The organism is Parasphingorhabdus sp., from assembly GCF_036963705.1.
In the GTDB taxonomy this organism is placed as follows: Bacteria; Pseudomonadota; Alphaproteobacteria; order Sphingomonadales; family Sphingomonadaceae; genus Parasphingorhabdus.
In genome coordinates, this window is the sequence record NZ_JBALUT010000006.1 from 1 (window position 1) to 15,947 (window position 15,947).

The window sequence follows — 15,947 nt, forward strand, 5'->3', positions numbered from 1 at the left end:
CAATGTGTCTGTCATAAATATTATCTGACCATGTTAGCGGTTAAATGGCAAGTCAGGCGGACCAGCGCGCGAATATCGCGGTCGGCAACAGGAGACCGCGCGCTTCTTCGCGAACCGCCAGTTCTCCGACCTCGATCGTCCCACCGAGATGCGCCAGTTTTTCGTTGAGCAGCGAGCCCAGCGCCAGCGCCGACATGCGGACGGCATAGACGGTGAGGAACAGGCAACGACTATCGCCATCAAGCAGCTTTCCGCAATCCTCCACAAGTCCTGCGAGATGCTCTTCGAGCCGCCAGATTTCTCCATCCGGACCGCGACCATATTTCGGAGGATCCATCAGTATAGCGTCATAGCGCCGTTCGCGCCGCACTTCGCGGGCGGCAAATTTGGCGGCATCGTCGATAATCCAGCGGATCGGGCGTTCGGTCATCCCCGACAGGGCAGCATTGTCGCGCGCTGCGGTCACGGACTTCTTCGACGCATCGACATGCACCAGATTGGCTCCGGCAGCCGACAGCGCCAAGGTTCCGACCCCCGTATAACCGAACAGGTTCATCATCTGCGGCGCGTCTACATCCTGCAAATTACCGCGGAACCAGCGCCAGACCGGGTCCATATCGGGAAAATAGGCAAGATGCCGGAACGGCGTGCATTGCGCGGTAAAACTGACCTCTTCCCAGTCCATCTGCCATCCCTCTTCAGGGACATTGGAATTCAGATGCCAGCGGCCTCCGCCATCCTCGTCGGATGCAGGAATAAATTCGCCGTCTGCCTGCCAGTCGTCGTTCGATGGCTCCCACATAGCTTGCGGTTCTGGGCGGATAAAATGGAAATCACCGTAGCGTTCAAGCTTGCGGCCAAGGCCAGAGTCGACCAGCGCATAGTCGCTGCGCGGCTCGCTGATCATCAATATTGGAGCTGGTTTGACTTCAGCCATCGGACGGCGTGGCGTTGGACATGATGAATGACTTTACCGCATCATATGTGCCGGGGAGCTTGGTATATTTCTCCTCGCGGTCGAACAGATCACCGACGCGGCGTGGCAAGGCCGGGCGGATGCCCGTGGCCCGCTCCACTGCATCTGGGAATTTCGCCGGATGGGCGGTCGCCAGCGTCACTACCGGTACGGCCGGATCCAGATCGACATTCTGCGCCGCGGACAGGCCGATGGCGCTATGTGGATCAATCACGTGACCGGCCTTGTCCTGCGCCCAACGCATGGCAATCGACATATCATCCGGATCGACGCGATGGCTGGTAAAGATCGACGATGCAGTTTCCCGCATGTCGGGCTCCAGCTGCATATTATGGCTCTGTTCAAAAGCGGCCATCCGGGCCGCCGTCTTGACGCCATCGCGGCCTTCGAGATCGAACAGCAATCGTTCGAAATTGCTGCTGACCTGAATGTCCATCGATGGCGCTGCGGTAGGGGTTACCGTTCCGGTGGAATAGTCCCCGGCGCTCAGTGCGCGATGCAATATGTCATTGACGTTGGTTGCGACGATCAGCCGTTCGATCGGCAATCCCATTTTCGACGCGACATAGCCGGCGAAGACATCACCGAAATTTCCGGTCGGCACCGAAAATGCGATCTTGCGATGCGGCGCCCCCAATTGGCTGGCGGCGTAAAAATAATAGACAACCTGCGCCATCAGTCGTGCCCAGTTGATCGAATTGACCGCCGAGATAGAGAAACGGTTGGTCACATCCTGATCGGCAAACATCCGTTTGACCATAGCCTGGGCATCATCGAAGCTGCCGTCAATCGCGATATTATAGACATTCGGTGCAAGGACCGTGGTCATCTGCCGACGCTGGACATCGGATATCCGGCCGTCGGGATGGATCATGAAGATATCGACCTTGTCCCGGCCTGCCAGCGCATCAATCGCGGCGGAACCGGTATCTCCGGAAGTAGCGCCCACGACCGTCAGATGCTTGTCCTGCCGGGCAAGAAATTTCTCGAACAACAGGCCGAGCAATTGCAGCGCGACGTCCTTGAACGCCAGTGTCGGACCGTGGAACAGTTCGAGCAGCCATTGCCGCCCGTCCAGCTGTACCAAAGGTGTCACCGCAGCGTGCGAGAAGCGGCCATAAGCCTGTTCACAAATATCCCGCAATTCCGCTTCATCAAGCGCATCGCCGACAAATGGCAACATCACACGGACGGCGGTTTCCACGTAAGAAAGGCCCGCCATGTCTGCAATATCGGCGGCACTGAAAGACGGCCATGATTGCGGTATATAAAGCCCGCCATCGCCGGCCAGTCCGGCCAGGGTCACTTGTTCGAAATTCAATGCGGGCGCAGCGCCTCTGGTAGATATATATTGCATGGTGCGAGCGGGTTAGCGGCAGCCTCCGATCAGGGCAAGAACTATGCTTTGACAGGGCGTTTTATCGAACCCTTCTCAAGCTGTGTTTTGAGCGTGTCGAGCCGTTCGACGGCATTGGCGGCATGCGGCCCGATCCAGCGTTCGTGGATGGCATGAATAGGCAAAGGATTGAGATGATTCCAGCGCTCTCGCCCTTTCTGTTGCGGGATGATCAGGTCCGCCTTCACCAGCACCTGCAGATGTTGCATCACTGTACAGCGGTTCAGGTCCGGAAAATGCGCGCACAGCGCCCCGGTAGTCAGCGGCTGATCCCGCAAATCGTCCAGAATCTGGCGACGAACCTTGGACGCAAGGGCCTTGAACACCCGATCATATATATCGCTAGTTGACATGTTATATTTTTATAACATATTGTTGGGAACCATTTCAAGGGAGAATCACTATGGATCTAAAATTCAAAGTTGCTGCCCATATTTCAAAACCCGTCGCGGAAGTATTTGAAGCGGTGGCCAACCCGGAGCAATTATCAGCTTATTTCACAACCGGCGGCGCACAAGGCCGTCTGGAGACCGGGGCGACTGTGATGTGGGACTTTCATGATTTTCCCGGCGTGTTTCCGGTCGAGGTCACCGAAGTCATTCCGAACGAGAAAATTTCCATCTTGTGGGAGGCAGGCGACACATCGGGGGAAGCCGGTTACAAGGTCGCCGCCACGATGACCTTCGAGCCGCTGGAAGGCAACCGCACGCTGGTGACGATTTCCGAAGGGGGCTGGCGAGAAACCGAAGCCGGTCTGAAAACCTCTTACGGTAATTGTTCCGGATGGACGCAAATGCTGTGCGCGCTCAAGATGTGGGTCGAGCACGGGATAAATTTGCGGGAAGGCTTTTACAAATAGCCTGCCTGAATCATTTGATCTTGTTGCGCCCCCGCAGAGCGATGAGAAAAATGATCAGCGCGATGCCGGCAAAGAGGAACCACTGGACCGCATAAGACAGATGATTGTTCGGGACGTCCTCCAGCGCGGGCGGCTGGCTTTGCTGTAGTCCTGCGACAGGCTCACTCGCCACCAGGCGGATGATATATTGGCTGTCAGGCGCGATGATACCGTCAACGACTCCGCCTTGCCAATCCGGATTATCCGGACGTGGAGACCAGCCCGCGACAATTTGCGCGCCCGGACCTTCTGCGCCGGCAGTGCGACACTGGGCGATATGCGCCCAGCCGGATTTCCCGTTGATGTTACGCCCGCTGGTCGAGCGCCAGCCGATGACGGCGAGACAATTAACGGAAGATTTGCGGAAATAGGGCGCGTCTTCAGGATTTGGCACAGCGGGATAGGCAATCGGCGGCATCTCATCCGCCGCGGCATAGGTTGCCAACAGGTCGTTTTTCCACTCGGCACGCTGTAACTGCCATATGCCTAGACCGGCCATGGTTGCCACAGCGATCAGGACAAGGATGGTCCCCAATATCGGTAGGCGCCTGGTCATTCGCCGTCGCGTTTGTCGATGCTGCCTTCGCGAGCCTGGTTGCGATGTTCCAATATCAGCAGGATACCTTTTGACACCCTGAGCGAACCGACGACCGCGCTGACGGTCAGCGGCACCCAGAGCAATATGTGGAGCCAGAAGGGTGGATGGAAATTGGCTTCAACTGCCAAGGCCAGGCCCAGAATGATCGCGCCGACAATCAAGGTCAGGAAAGCCGCCGGGCCGTCGCCTACATTATACTGGCTGAAGTCCAGACCACAGCTCCGACACTTGTCGGAGAATTTTATCACATTGGCAAAAAGCGTCTTCTGCCCACAATGGGGGCAGAGACCAAAAAGGGCAGCTGGAAGAACATCCGGCTGCCCCTTTGTATTTTCGGTTTGGTTCAACATTATAGCCTAGTGAACCGGTGCGCCCCAGCCACCCCAGACATAGACAACGATGAAGAGGAACAACCATACGACATCGACGAAATGCCAATACCAGGCTGCCGCTTCAAAGCCGAAATGCTGCTTCGGGGTAAAGTGGCCTTTATAGGCCCGTGCCAGACAAACAATCAGGAAGATCGTGCCGACCAGAACGTGGAAGCCGTGGAACCCGGTCGCCATGTAGAAAGCCGAGCTATAGTTGAGACCAGCGAACGGGAAAGGCGCAACGCTATATTCATAGGCCTGGATAGCCGAGAACAATACACCGAGAATGACCGTCAGCCACAGGCCGGTGATCAATCCCTTGCGATCACCGTGGATCAACGAATGGTGAGCCCAGGTAACAGTGGTACCGGAACACAGAAGAATCATCGTGTTGAGCAACGGCAGTTCGAAGGCGTTGAGCACTTCAATACCCTTGGGTGGCCACTGTAACAGCGCTGCTGCGCCGTCTTGCCCGATATAATTGGTGACGATGCCGTCAACCATTTCAAGCGGCTGAGGGAAAAGTGCGAAATCGAACCATGCCCAGAACCATCCCACGAAGAACATGACTTCCGAAGCAATGAACAGGATCATGCCGTAGCGCAGGTGCAACTGAACCACAGGTGTGTGATCGCCCGCATGGGCTTCCTTGATCACGTTGGCCCACCACGCATAGAAGGTCAGCGCAATTGCGGCAAAGCCGATTGCAAAGACGAGCGGACCGAAGGACATGTCGTGCATCCAGCGGATGCCGCCGATTGCCATGACGAAGGCGGAAAACGAACCGACCAGCGGCCAGATGTCTGGCGGCAATATGTGATAATCATGATTTTTGGCACCGGCCATATTATTTCCCTAACCTTGACTTAAATTTCTCTTAGCTATCGCCTTTACCGGCGTCTACTGCCTGCTCGTCCGTCGAACGATAAAAAGTATAGCTGAGCGTGATTTCCTTGATATCTTTTGTTTCCGGATCTTCCATGATCGCAGGGTCAACATAATATAACACCGGCATCCTCACCGTCTGCCCCGGTTTCAGCGTCTGCTCGCTAAAGCAAAAGCACTGAACCTTGTTGAAATATTGCCCCGCCAATAACGGTGTCACGTTGAATGTGGCAGTGCCGACAACCGGCTGGTCGGATTCATTGGTCGCAATAAAAATCGCCATGTCACGCGCACCGACAGTGACATGGTCGACGGCTTGCTCCGGCTTGAATGACCATGGCAGCGCGGAATTGACATTGGAGTCGAAACGGATCGACATCACCCTATCGGTGGCTTGAACCGTGGCGGCTTGTGCTTCACCCACTCGCTGGGTCGTTCCAGCATAGCCGGTCACGCGGCAGAACACCTCGTAGAGCGGCACAGCGGCGAAACCCAAGCCCAACATGCCGAGGCCCATCGCCCCAGCCATCATGCCGCTGCGGCGGTTCTTGGCGGAAAGAGTAGCTTTCGCGTTGGCCATCAGGAACCACCGCTAATTTTAACGATGGTGATGAAATAGAATAATATGACCATGAAGAACAGCAGTCCGGCCAGAATGATCGCCCGGTGCTTCTGCCGTGCCTGATAGATTTTTTGCTCTTCAGGGCTCATCGGGGCTTTTCCATTATCAATCTCGCTCATGCGAATATCATCCGGTCAGCAACAAGCGCTGCGAACAGCGCGAAAAGGTAAAGTATCGAAAATTTGAACAGGCGCTTTTCAGAGGCCATGTCATCTGGCTTGGTCGTGTTGCTGCGAGCGACCTGCAATGAAAGCACGCAGAATATCAGGCTCAGCACGATCGCGGCGACACCATAGACCGAACCTGCCAGCCCGAGAGCGAAAGGCGCGATAGCGGTTGCGGCGAGCACAAGACTGTATCCGAAGATCTGGTTGCGGGTCGAGCGTTGACCGGCAACCACCGGCATCATCGGCACGCCGGCTTTTGAATAGTCGCTGTTCATGAATAACGCGAGCGCCCAGAAATGCGGCGGCGTCCAGAAGAAAATGATCGCGAACAGCAGGACTGGCATCAGCGTCACGTCGCCGGTCACCGCAGCCCAGCCAATCGCTGGCGGGAAAGCGCCGGCAGCGCCACCGATCACGATATTTTGCGGAGTGCTGCGCTTCAGCCAGATAGTGTAGACGACAGCGTAGAAAAAGATCGAGAATGCAAGAAATATGGCGCTGAACCAATTGACCGCAACGCCCATCAGCAGGACCGAGAATACCGACAGTCCGATACCGAAATGCAGCGCGGTTTCGCGGTCCATTCGACCAGCCGGCAGCGGCCGTTGGCTGGTGCGTTTCATGATCGCGTCGATATCATATTCATACCACTGGTTGAGCGCGGCCGAAGCCCCTGCCCCCAGGCTGATCGCGAGGATCGCGGTGAAACCGATCACCGGATGAATCGATCCCGGCGCTGCCAGCAAACCGCACAGGGCGGTGAAGATGACCAAGGACATCACACGCGGTTTGGTCAGCGCAAAGAGATCCTTCGCGCTGGCCAAGCCTTGTATTGTTTGTGACGCAGTGGTCATTTCTTTTCCCAAATTCCCGACTGGTCCTCAGATCACTTGATCTGGGGAAGGGTTTCGAACTGGTGGAACGGCGGCGGGCTGGACAATGTCCATTCCAGCGTCGTTGCGCCTTCGCCCCAGTAATTGCCTTCGGCTTTGCGGCCGGCAAACATGGAGTAGCCGATGTTCACGAAGAAGATCAGCACGCCGACCAGCATCACGGCATAGCCGAGCGAGCTGATCTGGTTCCAGTAAGCAAACTGCTCCGGATAGTCGGCATAGCGACGTGGCATGCCCTGCTGTCCGAGGAAGTGCTGCGGGAAGAACAGGATGTTCACGCCGATGAAGAAGATCCAGAAATGGAGCTGCCCCAGCAATTCGTTATACATCCGGCCCGACATTTTCGGGAACCAGTAATAGAAGCCGGCAAAGAGCGAGAAGACCGCGCCGAGCGACAACACATAGTGGAAATGGGCAACCACATAATAAGTATCATGAAGATTGTCATCAATCCCGCCATTGGCGAGCACAACACCGGTCACACCACCCACGGTGAACATGAAGATGAAGCCCAGGGCCCACATCATCGGTGTCTTGAACGACAAGGAACCGCCCCACATGGTTGCGATCCACGAGAAGATCTTGATACCGGTAGGCACCGCGATCACCATGGTGGCTGCGGTGAAATACATTTTCACGTTAACCGACATGCCGGTGGTGAACATATGGTGAGCCCAGACCACAAAACCGACGACACCGATGGCAACCATAGCATAAGCCATGCCGAGATAGCCAAAGATAGGCTTGCGGCTGAAGGTCGAGATGATGTGGCTGACCATGCCGAAACCGGGCAAGATCATGATGTAGACTTCAGGATGTCCGAAGAACCAGAACAGATGCTGATAGAGCACCGGATCACCGCCGCCTGCGGCATCATAGAAGGTCGTGCCGAAGTTACGATCGGTAAGCAACATCGTGATCGCTGCAGCCAGCACGGGAAGCGCGAGCAGCAACAGGAATGCGGTAACCAGAACCGACCATACAAACAGCGGCATTTTGTGCAGGGTCATGCCCGGCGCGCGCATATTGAAGATGGTGGTGATGAAGTTGATCGCGCCGAGAATGGACGATGCACCAGCAAGATGGAGCGAGAGAATCGCCATATCGACCGCTGGCCCAACCGAACCGCTGGTCGAGAGCGGCGCATAGACCGTCCAGCCAGTGCCTGCACCATTGCCGGTGCCGCCTGGTACGAAAGATGATCCGAGGAGCAAGAGAAATGCGGGGACGAGCAGCCAGAAGCTGACATTGTTCATCCGCGGGAAGGCCATGTCCGGCGCGCCGATCATCAGCGGCACGAACCAGTTACCAAAGCCACCGATCATCGCCGGCATGACCATGAAGAAGACCATGATCAGGCCATGCGCGGTAATCAGCACATTCCATAGGTGATAGGCTTGATCCATCGATGCTTCTGTGCCGTTGGACATGCTTGCCCAGGCTTGCAGATACTGGATACCCGGTTCTGCCAGTTCCAGCCGCATCAGACCGGAAATCCCGCCACCGATGATACCCGCGACAATCGCGAAAATCAGATAGAGAGTACCAATGTCCTTATGGTTGGTAGACATGAACCAGCGCTGGAAGAAAGCTGGCTTGTGATCAGCGTCATGCGCATGATCGTCGATGTGGCCATCTGCTGTGATTGTTGTCATTACTCTAACCCTCAGTTGGTCGCAGCGGCTGCATCGGCAGGCGCAGTTTCGGTCGTCGCTTCAACGGCAGCAGTTTCGGTTGCAACGGCTTCTGCCGCGTCGCCCTTCACTGTTCCGCCATTGGCGCGAACCCAGTTGTTGAATTTTTCTTCGGATAGAACTTCAACCGTGATCGGCATGAAACCGTGGCGTGCGCCGCAAAGTTCGGAGCACTGGCCATAATATACACCTTCGCGATCGATCTGCAGAACCTTTTCGTTGATCCGCCCGGGAACAGCATCAAGCTTGAACCATGCCGCCGGGATGGCAAAGCTGTGGATCACGTCCGCTGCGGTGATCAGCAGCTTGACCGGCTTGCCGACCGGAATAACCATCCGGTTGTCGGCTGCGAGCTGGTATGGCTCTCCGCGTGCAGCGGCTTCGTCCGGAGTCAGCATGTTGGAAATGACTTCGAAATCGCCATTGTCAGGATAGCTGTAACCCCAATACCACTGATACCCGGTAACCTTCACGGTCAAGGCATCCTCCGGAGCCGGCTCAAACTGCTCAGCGAGCAGGCTGATCGAAGGCACGGCGATCACAACCAGGATCAGGACAGGAATGACAGTCCAGATGATTTCGATAAAAGTATTATGGGTTGTTTTTGATGGCACCGCATTGGCCCCGCGACGAAAACGGTAAACGACCCAGAACAACAGGAAGAGAACCAGCAAACTCACGCCGACCATCATTGGCACCAGGATCACATTGTTGATCCAATGGGCGGTTTTGCCGGTTTCGCTGAACTGCTCTTGAAAATCGATGGCGCCATCGACTGGCATGCCGATGCCTGGCGTCGGCTTCATCGGGGTATAAAGCGCAGGATCAAGACCGGTTGCGGTGGCTGCTGCCACTGCCGGTACTTCCGCTGCTTCCAGTTCGCTGGACGCTGCTGGATTCACAACCGGTGCTGCCGGCAACGCTTCTTGCGCCGACAAAGCCGCCGGCGTGAGAATCAAGCCGATGGCCAGAATCCAAGCTTTCACAAAATGAGTCATATATCGCTCAACCCTATCTTACCCCAAGTTTCGGTAGTTTTCCGGCAATGGCTCGACTTTTGGAATCAGCGAGCCTAGCCTGAAATAGTCCGATTGGGGCGGCTTATAGGCATGGATGACGCAAGCCTCAAGCTACGGAATACATATTTTTTCAGTTTTTTGACTTTAATTTATCTGGCATTGCGGTCTCAATATGCCCATTTGGGCAATATGGTGAATTTCAGACAGGGATGAAATATTGACAGAACAAGAGATTTTGGCGGAATTCCGAAGCTGTGACGCCTTACTGCAAGGCCATTTTATCCTTTCGTCCGGACGCCACAGTAGCCGTTATTTGCAGTGCGCTCGCCTGCTGATGGACCCGGCCCGTGCGTCACGGATGGCCGAAGCGCTTGTCGCGAAAATACCACAGAATATCAGACGCTCAATCGATATTGTCGTGTCACCGGCAATGGGCGGCGTCATCGTCGGCCATGAAATGGGCCGGGCGCTCGGCCTCGAGGCCCTATTTCTCGAGCGGCCCGAAGGCATATTCGAACTGCGCCGGGGGTTCCGGCTGGAACCGGGACAGAAAGTATTGATGATGGAAGATGTCGTGACCACCGGCCTGTCTTCCCGCGAAGCCATTCAGGCAATCCGCGACGCGGGCGGTGACGTGATCGCCGCCGGTGCGCTGATCGACCGTTCGAACGGCGCCGCGCAATTTGACGTGCCCTTCTTCCCGCTGGTGGCGCTTGACGTGCCCTCTTATGCCGCAGACGAGGTCCCCGCCGATCTAGCAGCCATCCCGACGACCAAGCCGGGCAGCCGCGCGGAGCCATCGGCGGCGTGAGTATAGAGACATTTCTTAGACTGGGCGTCAACATCGACCATGTCGCCACAATCCGCAACGCGCGCGGCGGCGATCATCCCGAACCGGTGCGCGCGGCGCTGGTCGCGGCCGAAGCAGGCGCTGACGGAATCACCGCCCATTTGCGTGAAGACCGGCGCCATATCCGCGATGATGATCTCACCGTGCTGATGGACGAGCTAACTATACCGCTCAATCTGGAAATGGCGGCGACCGACGAGATGCTGGCGATTGCTCTGCGCCACAAACCGCACGCCGCCTGCATCGTGCCGGAAAATCGCGAGGAACGGACAACCGAAGGCGGTCTGGATGCTGCGGGCATGCACAATAAGCTGGCCGATTTTGTTGGACAGCTGAAAGAAGCCAATATTCGAGTGAGCCTGTTTATCGAGCCCGACCCGCGCCAGATCGAGGCCGCCATCCGCCTCGGCGCGCCGGTCGTCGAATTTCACACCGGCCGATATGCGGAGATCACCGGCGCCGAACGCGAAGCCGAACTTCGCCGGATCGCGGATGCGGCCGCGCTAGCGGCGAAAAACGGCATCGAACCCCATGCCGGACACGGACTGACCTTCGACAATGTCGTGCCAATCGCTGCCATTCCGCAGCTCGTGGAGCTGAACATCGGCCATTTCCTGATCGGCGAAGCAATTTTCAGCGGTCTCGACGGCAGTATCCGCCAGATGCGCGCGCTAATGGATGAAGCACGGTGAGCAATAGACAATTTTTTTCCTCCCTGTCGCAGACGGGGAGGCGGACCGCCCGAAGGGTGATGGAGGAGTGCCCCTCCGTCGCCTTCGGCGCCACCTACCCGCAGCTTTACTGCAGGGAGGAAAAGATATGATCATCGGTCTCGGCTCCGACCTCTGCAATATCGAGCGGATCCAGAATTCGCTCGACCGTTTTGGCGAGCGGTTCGAACTGCGGGTCTTCACCGAACTGGAACGCGCCAAGGCGGCTCGGCGGCCGCATACTATTGCCGGCACCTACGCCAAACGTTTCGCCGCCAAAGAGGCTTATTCCAAAGCGGTCGGCACCGGCTTTCGGGCTGGCGTCTTCATGAAAGATATCGGCGTCATCAACGCCAAAAGCGGCGCGCCGACCCTCGCCCTGACCGGCGGAGCAAAAAAACGCCTCGACGCGCTAACTCCTGCCGGATATGAGGCAATCGTTCATCTCACACTCACCGACGATCATCCATGGGCTCAGGCATTCGTGATCATCGAAGCGCATCCGCTATAGGAAATGCGCTTCCCATGGACCAGGAAACCAAAGAAAAAAATATGGCGATAGAAAATACTGCTGACAGCGGTTCCACAGGCAAACCGGAAAAAGAAAAAACCGACTGGATCGGCGAGATCAAGAGCATTGGCTTGCTGCTGCTGGCGGTTCTTACCTTTCACAGCCTGGTGGCCAAGCCATTCTATATCCCGTCAGTATCGATGATGCCCGGCCTGCTGGTCGGTGACCGGCTGATCGTCAGCAAATATGCTTATGGCTGGTCCTGGGTGTCACCCACTTTCCATATATTGCCACGTTTGGAAGGTCGCCTGTTCGGCAGCCTGCCCGAACGCGGCGATGTCGTGATCCTGACTCCGAAAGAACAAAGCAGCGACTATATCAAGCGGGTGATCGGCCTGCCAGGCGACACCATTGAATTGCGTGGCGGTCAGGTGTTTCTTAACGGCGTCGGCGTCAGACAGGATGTCCAGCCCGACCTGCTGATCCCGATCGACGCCAATTCACCCTGCGGACCTAATGAATTTCCTGGCGCGCGGAGCAAGGATGCCGCCGGCAACCCGGTTTGCCGTCTACCCATCGTCCGCGAAACGCTGCCCAATGGCGTGAGCTATAATATTATCGATCTCGGCCCCCAATATACCGATGACGTGGCGCCGGTCGAAATTCGGGACCATGAGGTCTATCTGCTCGGCGACAACCGTGATCTCAGCGCCGATAGCCGGGTCTCGAGCCCGCTTGGTCTCGGCGGCGCGATCCCCTGGGAAAATATTGGCGGACGGGCGGAGTTCATTACTTTCTCGCTCGATGGAACGACCACGTTCAATCCGCTGAGCTGGCTTGGTTCGTTCCGGAGCGGACGGGCCGGAACCAGCCTGCGTCCCGACAAAGCGGCCACTACCACAAAATAGCGCTGGTCTAGAGCCGCAGCCCTGCGGTCTCGTCGAGACCGGCCATGATGTTCAGATTCTGGACAGCCGCGCCCGAAGCACCTTTGCCGAGATTGTCCAACCGGGCGATCAGACGGGCGTGATAGCCGCCTGCATTGCCACAGACGAACAGTTCCAATTTATCGGTCGGTGCATCGTGCTCGCTGATCAGTAGTTCGGTCATTTCGCCCCTGCCCTGTACTGAGACAAGTTCCGAACCGGCATAAAAGGCCGTCAGATCTTCCAGCAGCTGTTCTGCCCGCACCGATCCCATCGCACCGAGATGGAGCGGGATATCTACAAGCATGCCCCGAAAGGCGCGAATCACGGACGGCGCAAAAATGACATCATGGGCCAGTCCGCCATGGACTTTCATTTCAGACATATGCTTGTGATCAAGGTTCAGACCGTAGCTTCGAAAACCCAGATCGGGTTCCTGTGCAAACCGTTCTATCAGCGCCTTGCCGCCGCCCGAATATCCGGAGACAGCATTCATGACATAGGGCCAGTCTGCCGGCAGCAGGCCACCCGCAATCAGAGGGGCAACAAGCCCCAGAAACCCGGTTGGGTAGCAGCCGGGGTTGGAAACGAAGCGCGCATTGGCGATTGCGTCCCGCTGGCCACTGCGAAATTCGGCGAAGCCATAGGCCCAACCATCGGCAACGCGGTGCGCCGTCGACGCGTCGATCACCCGGGTATTGTCATTGTCGATCAGCGAAACCGCCTCTATCGCCGCCTCGTCGGGCAGGCAGAGAATGACAAAATCGCTGTCATTGATCGCCTCGCGCCGCGCAGCGACATCTTTGCGCTTCTCTTCGGGCAACCGGACGAGAGAAAATTCGCTCCGCCCGGACAGCCGTTCGGCGATTTCCAGTCCGGTGGTCCCTACGGCGCCGTCGATGAAAACAGTCTTCGTCATCGTCAGTCTCAGGAAAGCCGTTTGCGAGCCGATATCGGCTTGTCTGATGTCTTTGCAAAACGGGCAACCGCATCCGCCAGTGGTTCGATCGCCACTTGCATCATGTGGGAATTGGCGTGAATGATCCGGTCCTTGTCGATCATCAGACCGACATGATCGGGGAAGAACACCAGATCGCCGCGGCGGAGGTCCTCGTCTTCGGCAATATCATCGCCCAATGCCGCCAACTGCTGATCGCTGTCACGCGGAGCATCAACCCCGGTCAGCATCAATATCATCTGGACGAGCCCCGAACAATCGAGGCCGTCACCGCTCCGGCCACCCCAGAGATAGGGTGCGCCGATCAGCTGTTCTGCTAGCGCCGCGGTGCCATTTGTTCCGTCAAAAACAACCTTGGTGCCGATCGGCTGCACATGGCGGACATGGACAAAGCCCTTGCCGGTTTTCAGGAAATTCCCGCATTCGCTGGGTTCGCCGCAGGCAATCCGCGCGCCCATCGGAAGCCGCTTCATAACGCCCGATTTGAAATCCGGTTCGATGAAAATCAAAGCAGCGCGTGCAAAGATCAAATGGGTTGGGTCGGGTGTCTTCTTCTGATGTTGCAGCGCATGGACAGGAACATAGCCGACATAACCGTCATGACCGCAATAGCCCCAGGCCCAGTCCCCGGCAATTTCCAGAACATTGAAATCTTCGCCGTGGAGCAATTCGGAAATCGCTTCGTGGTCCTTGCCGCTCTGTTTGCGGATCATCGCCTTTGGCGCTGAACAGCGCATTGGCATCGGGGCCGCATAATGCGGTGCAAATAATTTGCCGGCCAGAGCAACATCCGCAAGGTCACCGCGATGCGCAGTGATCCGGGGGTCGAATTCCTCTTCCGGACCATGCAGCACGAATTTCGCGTGCGCGCCAGTATCTGCAGCTTTCGTATCCATGCGTATAGAAATCCTAATATTCCGCCAAAAACCCCAGTGGTCTGGGGTTTAAGCGCGATGTTGCAAAGCAACGACAATCGCGCCGCCCTTACCCGACCTATGGGCGGTTAATCAAGCGGTGTCGCATATGCCTAGTTTGCGTAGCGATCGTTCAGATAGCGCCAGCTTGCCCGCAGCCCCAGAGCTTCGCCACCTTTTGGTCGCCCAGGCTTGCTCGCCGGGCGCCAGGCGAAAGTATCGAAATGCGCCCATGGCACGGATTCCGGTGCAAATTTCTTCAAAAACAGGGCTGCAGTAATGCTGCCGGCAAAGCCGCCGGCAGCGCTGTTCACACAATCGGCGATCGAACTGCTGAGCATCGCGTCATAGCCAGGCCACAAAGGCAATTGCCAAAGTGGATCGCTGACATCCTCGCCAGATTGCAAGAGACCGTCCGCCATTTCCTTATTGTCGCAGAACATGACCGGCAGGTCAGGCCCCAATGCAACACGCGCCGCGCCGGTGAGCGTGGCGAAATCGATGATCATCTCTGGCTCATCCTCGCCAGCAAGCGTCAGCGCATCGCCCAATACCAGCCGTCCCTCGGCATCGGTATTGGTGATTTCGACGGTCAGGCCCTTGCGGCTGTGCAAAATATCGCCCGGGCGCAAAGCATGGCCATCCACCGAATTTTCGACAGCGGGCACCAGCAGGTGCAGGCGAACCGGAAGATTGGCTTCCATCACCATACGGGCGAGCGCGATGGCATGAGCAGCGCCGCCCATATCCTTTTTCATCAGCATCATGCCGGCCGGGGACTTCATCGAAAGCCCTCCACTGTCAAAGGTCACGCCCTTGCCGATAATAGCGATTTTGGGATGGTCCGCCTTGCCCCATTTCAGTTCGATCAGGCGCGGCGCATGGGGACGCATCGCCGCCTTGCCGACGCCGTGGATCATCGGAAAATGCTCTTCCAGCGTGTCGCCGCGCGTCACTTTCAGTTCGCCGCCGTGCTTGCTGGACAGCTTGTCGACGATATCCTCGATCTTGTCCGGCCCCATGTCGGCAGCCGGCGTGTTGACCATATCCCGGACCATCGCGGTTGCGTCGGCCTGACGGACCGCCTCGTCGCGCTGTCCGATTGCATCGGTGACCAGCAGCACGCTCGGTCCCTGCCGGTTGGGCAGTTCCTTGTAGCGGTCAAATTCATGTTGCGGGATCAGCCAGCCGAACAGCGCGCCCTTGGCGCTGGCTCCTTGCAGGCGATACTTGCCCTCGGGCAATTTGCCACCCAGCTTGGCTAACGACCAGGGATCGAGCTTTTCACGGTTGAGGACACCGGCAACCACCGAAAAGTCGCTCGTGAGCGATTTGTCATCGCTCTTCCCGCCAACCGGAGGCAGCAGCAGAAAGGAATCGGGATTGGCGACAAATTTATAGGCGGTCGCAATCGCCCTGATGGTCTCGGGTTGCCCCTTCAGCCAGTCTTCAAAACTATTCACATCCAATATCTGGATATTGCGAGCGGGCTGGCCGGTGTCGGCCTCGATCAATGCCTTAAAATCAGTCATTCGGTCGCTATAGCCACAGTTTGAGCA

The 15,947-nt window shown here is 57.0% G+C and carries 19 protein-coding genes; 5 read left to right on the forward strand and 14 right to left on the reverse strand.

What is annotated here, in order from left to right; genetic code table 11:
• Window positions 1–52: 52 nt before the first annotated feature.
• Genes V7680_RS02270 through V7680_RS02280 form a run of 3 tightly spaced genes read right to left on the reverse strand, consistent with a single transcriptional unit; the run spans window position 53 to window position 2,725 of the window.
• A complete protein-coding gene (locus V7680_RS02270) occupies window positions 53–937 on the reverse strand; it encodes a class I SAM-dependent methyltransferase (RefSeq protein ID WP_335651667.1) in 885 nt (294 codons plus the stop codon).
• Window positions 930–2,333, reverse strand: a complete 1,404-nt coding sequence (gene thrC / locus V7680_RS02275; RefSeq protein ID WP_335651668.1) for a threonine synthase — start codon at window positions 2,331–2,333, stop codon at window positions 930–932. Before thrC ends, V7680_RS02270 begins: the two co-directional genes overlap by 8 nt.
• 41 nt (window positions 2,334–2,374) lie before the next feature.
• Complete coding sequence (locus V7680_RS02280) at window positions 2,375–2,725, reverse strand: ArsR/SmtB family transcription factor (protein WP_335651669.1); 351 nt, start codon at window positions 2,723–2,725, stop codon at window positions 2,375–2,377.
• A gap of 50 nt (window positions 2,726–2,775) precedes the next feature.
• Here V7680_RS02280 and V7680_RS02285 point away from each other — a divergent pair, with 50 nt between their 5' ends.
• On the forward strand, window positions 2,776–3,231 hold the full coding sequence (locus V7680_RS02285; RefSeq protein ID WP_335651670.1) for an SRPBCC family protein: 456 nt from the start codon (window positions 2,776–2,778) through the stop codon (window positions 3,229–3,231).
• Between the two features lie 10 nt (window positions 3,232–3,241).
• Here the strand turns inward: V7680_RS02285 and V7680_RS02290 are convergent, their stop codons facing one another.
• The 8 genes from V7680_RS02290 to coxB are packed head-to-tail and all read right to left on the reverse strand — an operon-like array spanning window position 3,242 to window position 9,498.
• Window positions 3,242–3,826, reverse strand: coding sequence for an SURF1 family protein (locus V7680_RS02290; RefSeq protein ID WP_335651671.1), 585 nt, complete (start codon window positions 3,824–3,826; stop codon window positions 3,242–3,244).
• Window positions 3,823–4,218, reverse strand: coding sequence for a DUF983 domain-containing protein (locus V7680_RS02295; protein WP_335651672.1), 396 nt, complete (start codon window positions 4,216–4,218; stop codon window positions 3,823–3,825). The genes V7680_RS02290 and V7680_RS02295 overlap by 4 nt, the downstream gene beginning before the upstream one ends.
• Window positions 4,219–4,224: 6 nt before the next feature.
• Window positions 4,225–5,085: a cytochrome c oxidase subunit 3 gene (locus V7680_RS02300; RefSeq protein WP_335651673.1), complete on the reverse strand. Its 861-nt coding sequence runs from the start codon at window positions 5,083–5,085 to the stop codon at window positions 4,225–4,227.
• Between the two features lie 31 nt (window positions 5,086–5,116).
• Window positions 5,117–5,704, reverse strand: a complete 588-nt coding sequence (locus V7680_RS02305; protein ID WP_335651674.1) for a cytochrome c oxidase assembly protein — start codon at window positions 5,702–5,704, stop codon at window positions 5,117–5,119.
• Complete coding sequence (locus tag V7680_RS02310; RefSeq protein ID WP_335651675.1) at window positions 5,704–5,865, reverse strand: hypothetical protein; 162 nt, start codon at window positions 5,863–5,865, stop codon at window positions 5,704–5,706. Before V7680_RS02310 ends, V7680_RS02305 begins: the two co-directional genes overlap by 1 nt.
• Window positions 5,862–6,767, reverse strand: coding sequence for a heme o synthase (locus V7680_RS02315; protein WP_335651676.1), 906 nt, complete (start codon window positions 6,765–6,767; stop codon window positions 5,862–5,864). Before V7680_RS02315 ends, V7680_RS02310 begins: the two co-directional genes overlap by 4 nt.
• A 32-nt stretch (window positions 6,768–6,799) precedes the next feature.
• The gene (gene ctaD, locus V7680_RS02320) at window positions 6,800–8,461 is read right to left on the reverse strand and encodes a cytochrome c oxidase subunit I (RefSeq protein WP_335651677.1); all 1,662 of its coding nucleotides are present in this window, start codon (window positions 8,459–8,461) and stop codon (window positions 6,800–6,802) included.
• A gap of 11 nt (window positions 8,462–8,472) precedes the next feature.
• Window positions 8,473–9,498: a cytochrome c oxidase subunit II gene (coxB, locus tag V7680_RS02325; RefSeq protein WP_335651678.1), complete on the reverse strand. Its 1,026-nt coding sequence runs from the start codon at window positions 9,496–9,498 to the stop codon at window positions 8,473–8,475.
• A 238-nt stretch (window positions 9,499–9,736) separates the two neighbouring features.
• Here coxB and pyrE point away from each other — a divergent pair, with 238 nt between their 5' ends.
• From pyrE to lepB, 4 genes are all read left to right on the forward strand, one after another.
• Window positions 9,737–10,330: an orotate phosphoribosyltransferase gene (gene pyrE, locus V7680_RS02330; RefSeq protein WP_335651679.1), complete on the forward strand. Its 594-nt coding sequence runs from the start codon at window positions 9,737–9,739 to the stop codon at window positions 10,328–10,330.
• A gap of 2 nt (window positions 10,331–10,332) precedes the next feature.
• On the forward strand, window positions 10,333–11,061 hold the full coding sequence (locus V7680_RS02335) for a pyridoxine 5'-phosphate synthase (protein ID WP_335651745.1): 729 nt from the start codon (window positions 10,333–10,335) through the stop codon (window positions 11,059–11,061).
• A 127-nt stretch (window positions 11,062–11,188) separates the two neighbouring features.
• Complete coding sequence (acpS, locus tag V7680_RS02340; protein WP_335651680.1) at window positions 11,189–11,590, forward strand: holo-ACP synthase; 402 nt, start codon at window positions 11,189–11,191, stop codon at window positions 11,588–11,590.
• A 41-nt stretch (window positions 11,591–11,631) separates the two neighbouring features.
• Complete coding sequence (gene lepB / locus V7680_RS02345) at window positions 11,632–12,498, forward strand: signal peptidase I (RefSeq protein ID WP_335651681.1); 867 nt, start codon at window positions 11,632–11,634, stop codon at window positions 12,496–12,498.
• 7 nt (window positions 12,499–12,505) lie between these two features.
• Here the strand turns inward: lepB and argC are convergent, their stop codons facing one another.
• From argC to V7680_RS02360, 3 genes are all read right to left on the reverse strand, one after another.
• Window positions 12,506–13,435: an N-acetyl-gamma-glutamyl-phosphate reductase gene (gene argC, locus V7680_RS02350; protein WP_335651682.1), complete on the reverse strand. Its 930-nt coding sequence runs from the start codon at window positions 13,433–13,435 to the stop codon at window positions 12,506–12,508.
• A gap of 8 nt (window positions 13,436–13,443) precedes the next feature.
• On the reverse strand, window positions 13,444–14,370 hold the full coding sequence (locus V7680_RS02355) for a C40 family peptidase (protein ID WP_335651683.1): 927 nt from the start codon (window positions 14,368–14,370) through the stop codon (window positions 13,444–13,446).
• A 131-nt stretch (window positions 14,371–14,501) separates the two neighbouring features.
• A complete protein-coding gene (locus V7680_RS02360; RefSeq protein ID WP_335651684.1) occupies window positions 14,502–15,920 on the reverse strand; it encodes a leucyl aminopeptidase family protein in 1,419 nt (472 codons plus the stop codon).
• Between the last annotated feature and the right edge of the window lie 27 nt (window positions 15,921–15,947).

Bases quoted from the DNA above. Each gene is read 5' to 3' on its own strand.
- V7680_RS02270 (WP_335651667.1), bottom strand. From the start codon at position 937: ATGGCTGAAGTCAAACCAGCTCCAATATTGATGATCAGCGAGCCGCGC.
- thrC (WP_335651668.1), bottom strand. From the start codon at position 2,333: ATGCAATATATATCTACCAGAGGCGCTGCGCCCGCATTGAATTTCGAA.
- V7680_RS02280 (WP_335651669.1), bottom strand. From the start codon at position 2,725: ATGTCAACTAGCGATATATATGATCGGGTGTTCAAGGCCCTTGCGTCC.
- V7680_RS02285 (WP_335651670.1), top strand. From the start codon at position 2,776: ATGGATCTAAAATTCAAAGTTGCTGCCCATATTTCAAAACCCGTCGCG.
- V7680_RS02290 (WP_335651671.1), bottom strand. From the start codon at position 3,826: ATGACCAGGCGCCTACCGATATTGGGGACCATCCTTGTCCTGATCGCT.
- V7680_RS02295 (WP_335651672.1), bottom strand. From the start codon at position 4,218: ATGTTGAACCAAACCGAAAATACAAAGGGGCAGCCGGATGTTCTTCCA.
- V7680_RS02300 (WP_335651673.1), bottom strand. From the start codon at position 5,085: ATGGCCGGTGCCAAAAATCATGATTATCACATATTGCCGCCAGACATC.
- V7680_RS02305 (WP_335651674.1), bottom strand. From the start codon at position 5,704: ATGGCCAACGCGAAAGCTACTCTTTCCGCCAAGAACCGCCGCAGCGGC.
- V7680_RS02310 (WP_335651675.1), bottom strand. From the start codon at position 5,865: ATGAGCGAGATTGATAATGGAAAAGCCCCGATGAGCCCTGAAGAGCAA.
- V7680_RS02315 (WP_335651676.1), bottom strand. From the start codon at position 6,767: ATGACCACTGCGTCACAAACAATACAAGGCTTGGCCAGCGCGAAGGAT.
- ctaD (WP_335651677.1), bottom strand. From the start codon at position 8,461: ATGACAACAATCACAGCAGATGGCCACATCGACGATCATGCGCATGAC.
- coxB (WP_335651678.1), bottom strand. From the start codon at position 9,498: ATGACTCATTTTGTGAAAGCTTGGATTCTGGCCATCGGCTTGATTCTC.
- acpS (WP_335651680.1), top strand. From the start codon at position 11,189: ATGATCATCGGTCTCGGCTCCGACCTCTGCAATATCGAGCGGATCCAG.
- lepB (WP_335651681.1), top strand. From the start codon at position 11,632: ATGGCGATAGAAAATACTGCTGACAGCGGTTCCACAGGCAAACCGGAA.
- argC (WP_335651682.1), bottom strand. From the start codon at position 13,435: ATGACGAAGACTGTTTTCATCGACGGCGCCGTAGGGACCACCGGACTG.
- V7680_RS02355 (WP_335651683.1), bottom strand. From the start codon at position 14,370: ATGGATACGAAAGCTGCAGATACTGGCGCGCACGCGAAATTCGTGCTG.
- V7680_RS02360 (WP_335651684.1), bottom strand. From the start codon at position 15,920: ATGACTGATTTTAAGGCATTGATCGAGGCCGACACCGGCCAGCCCGCT.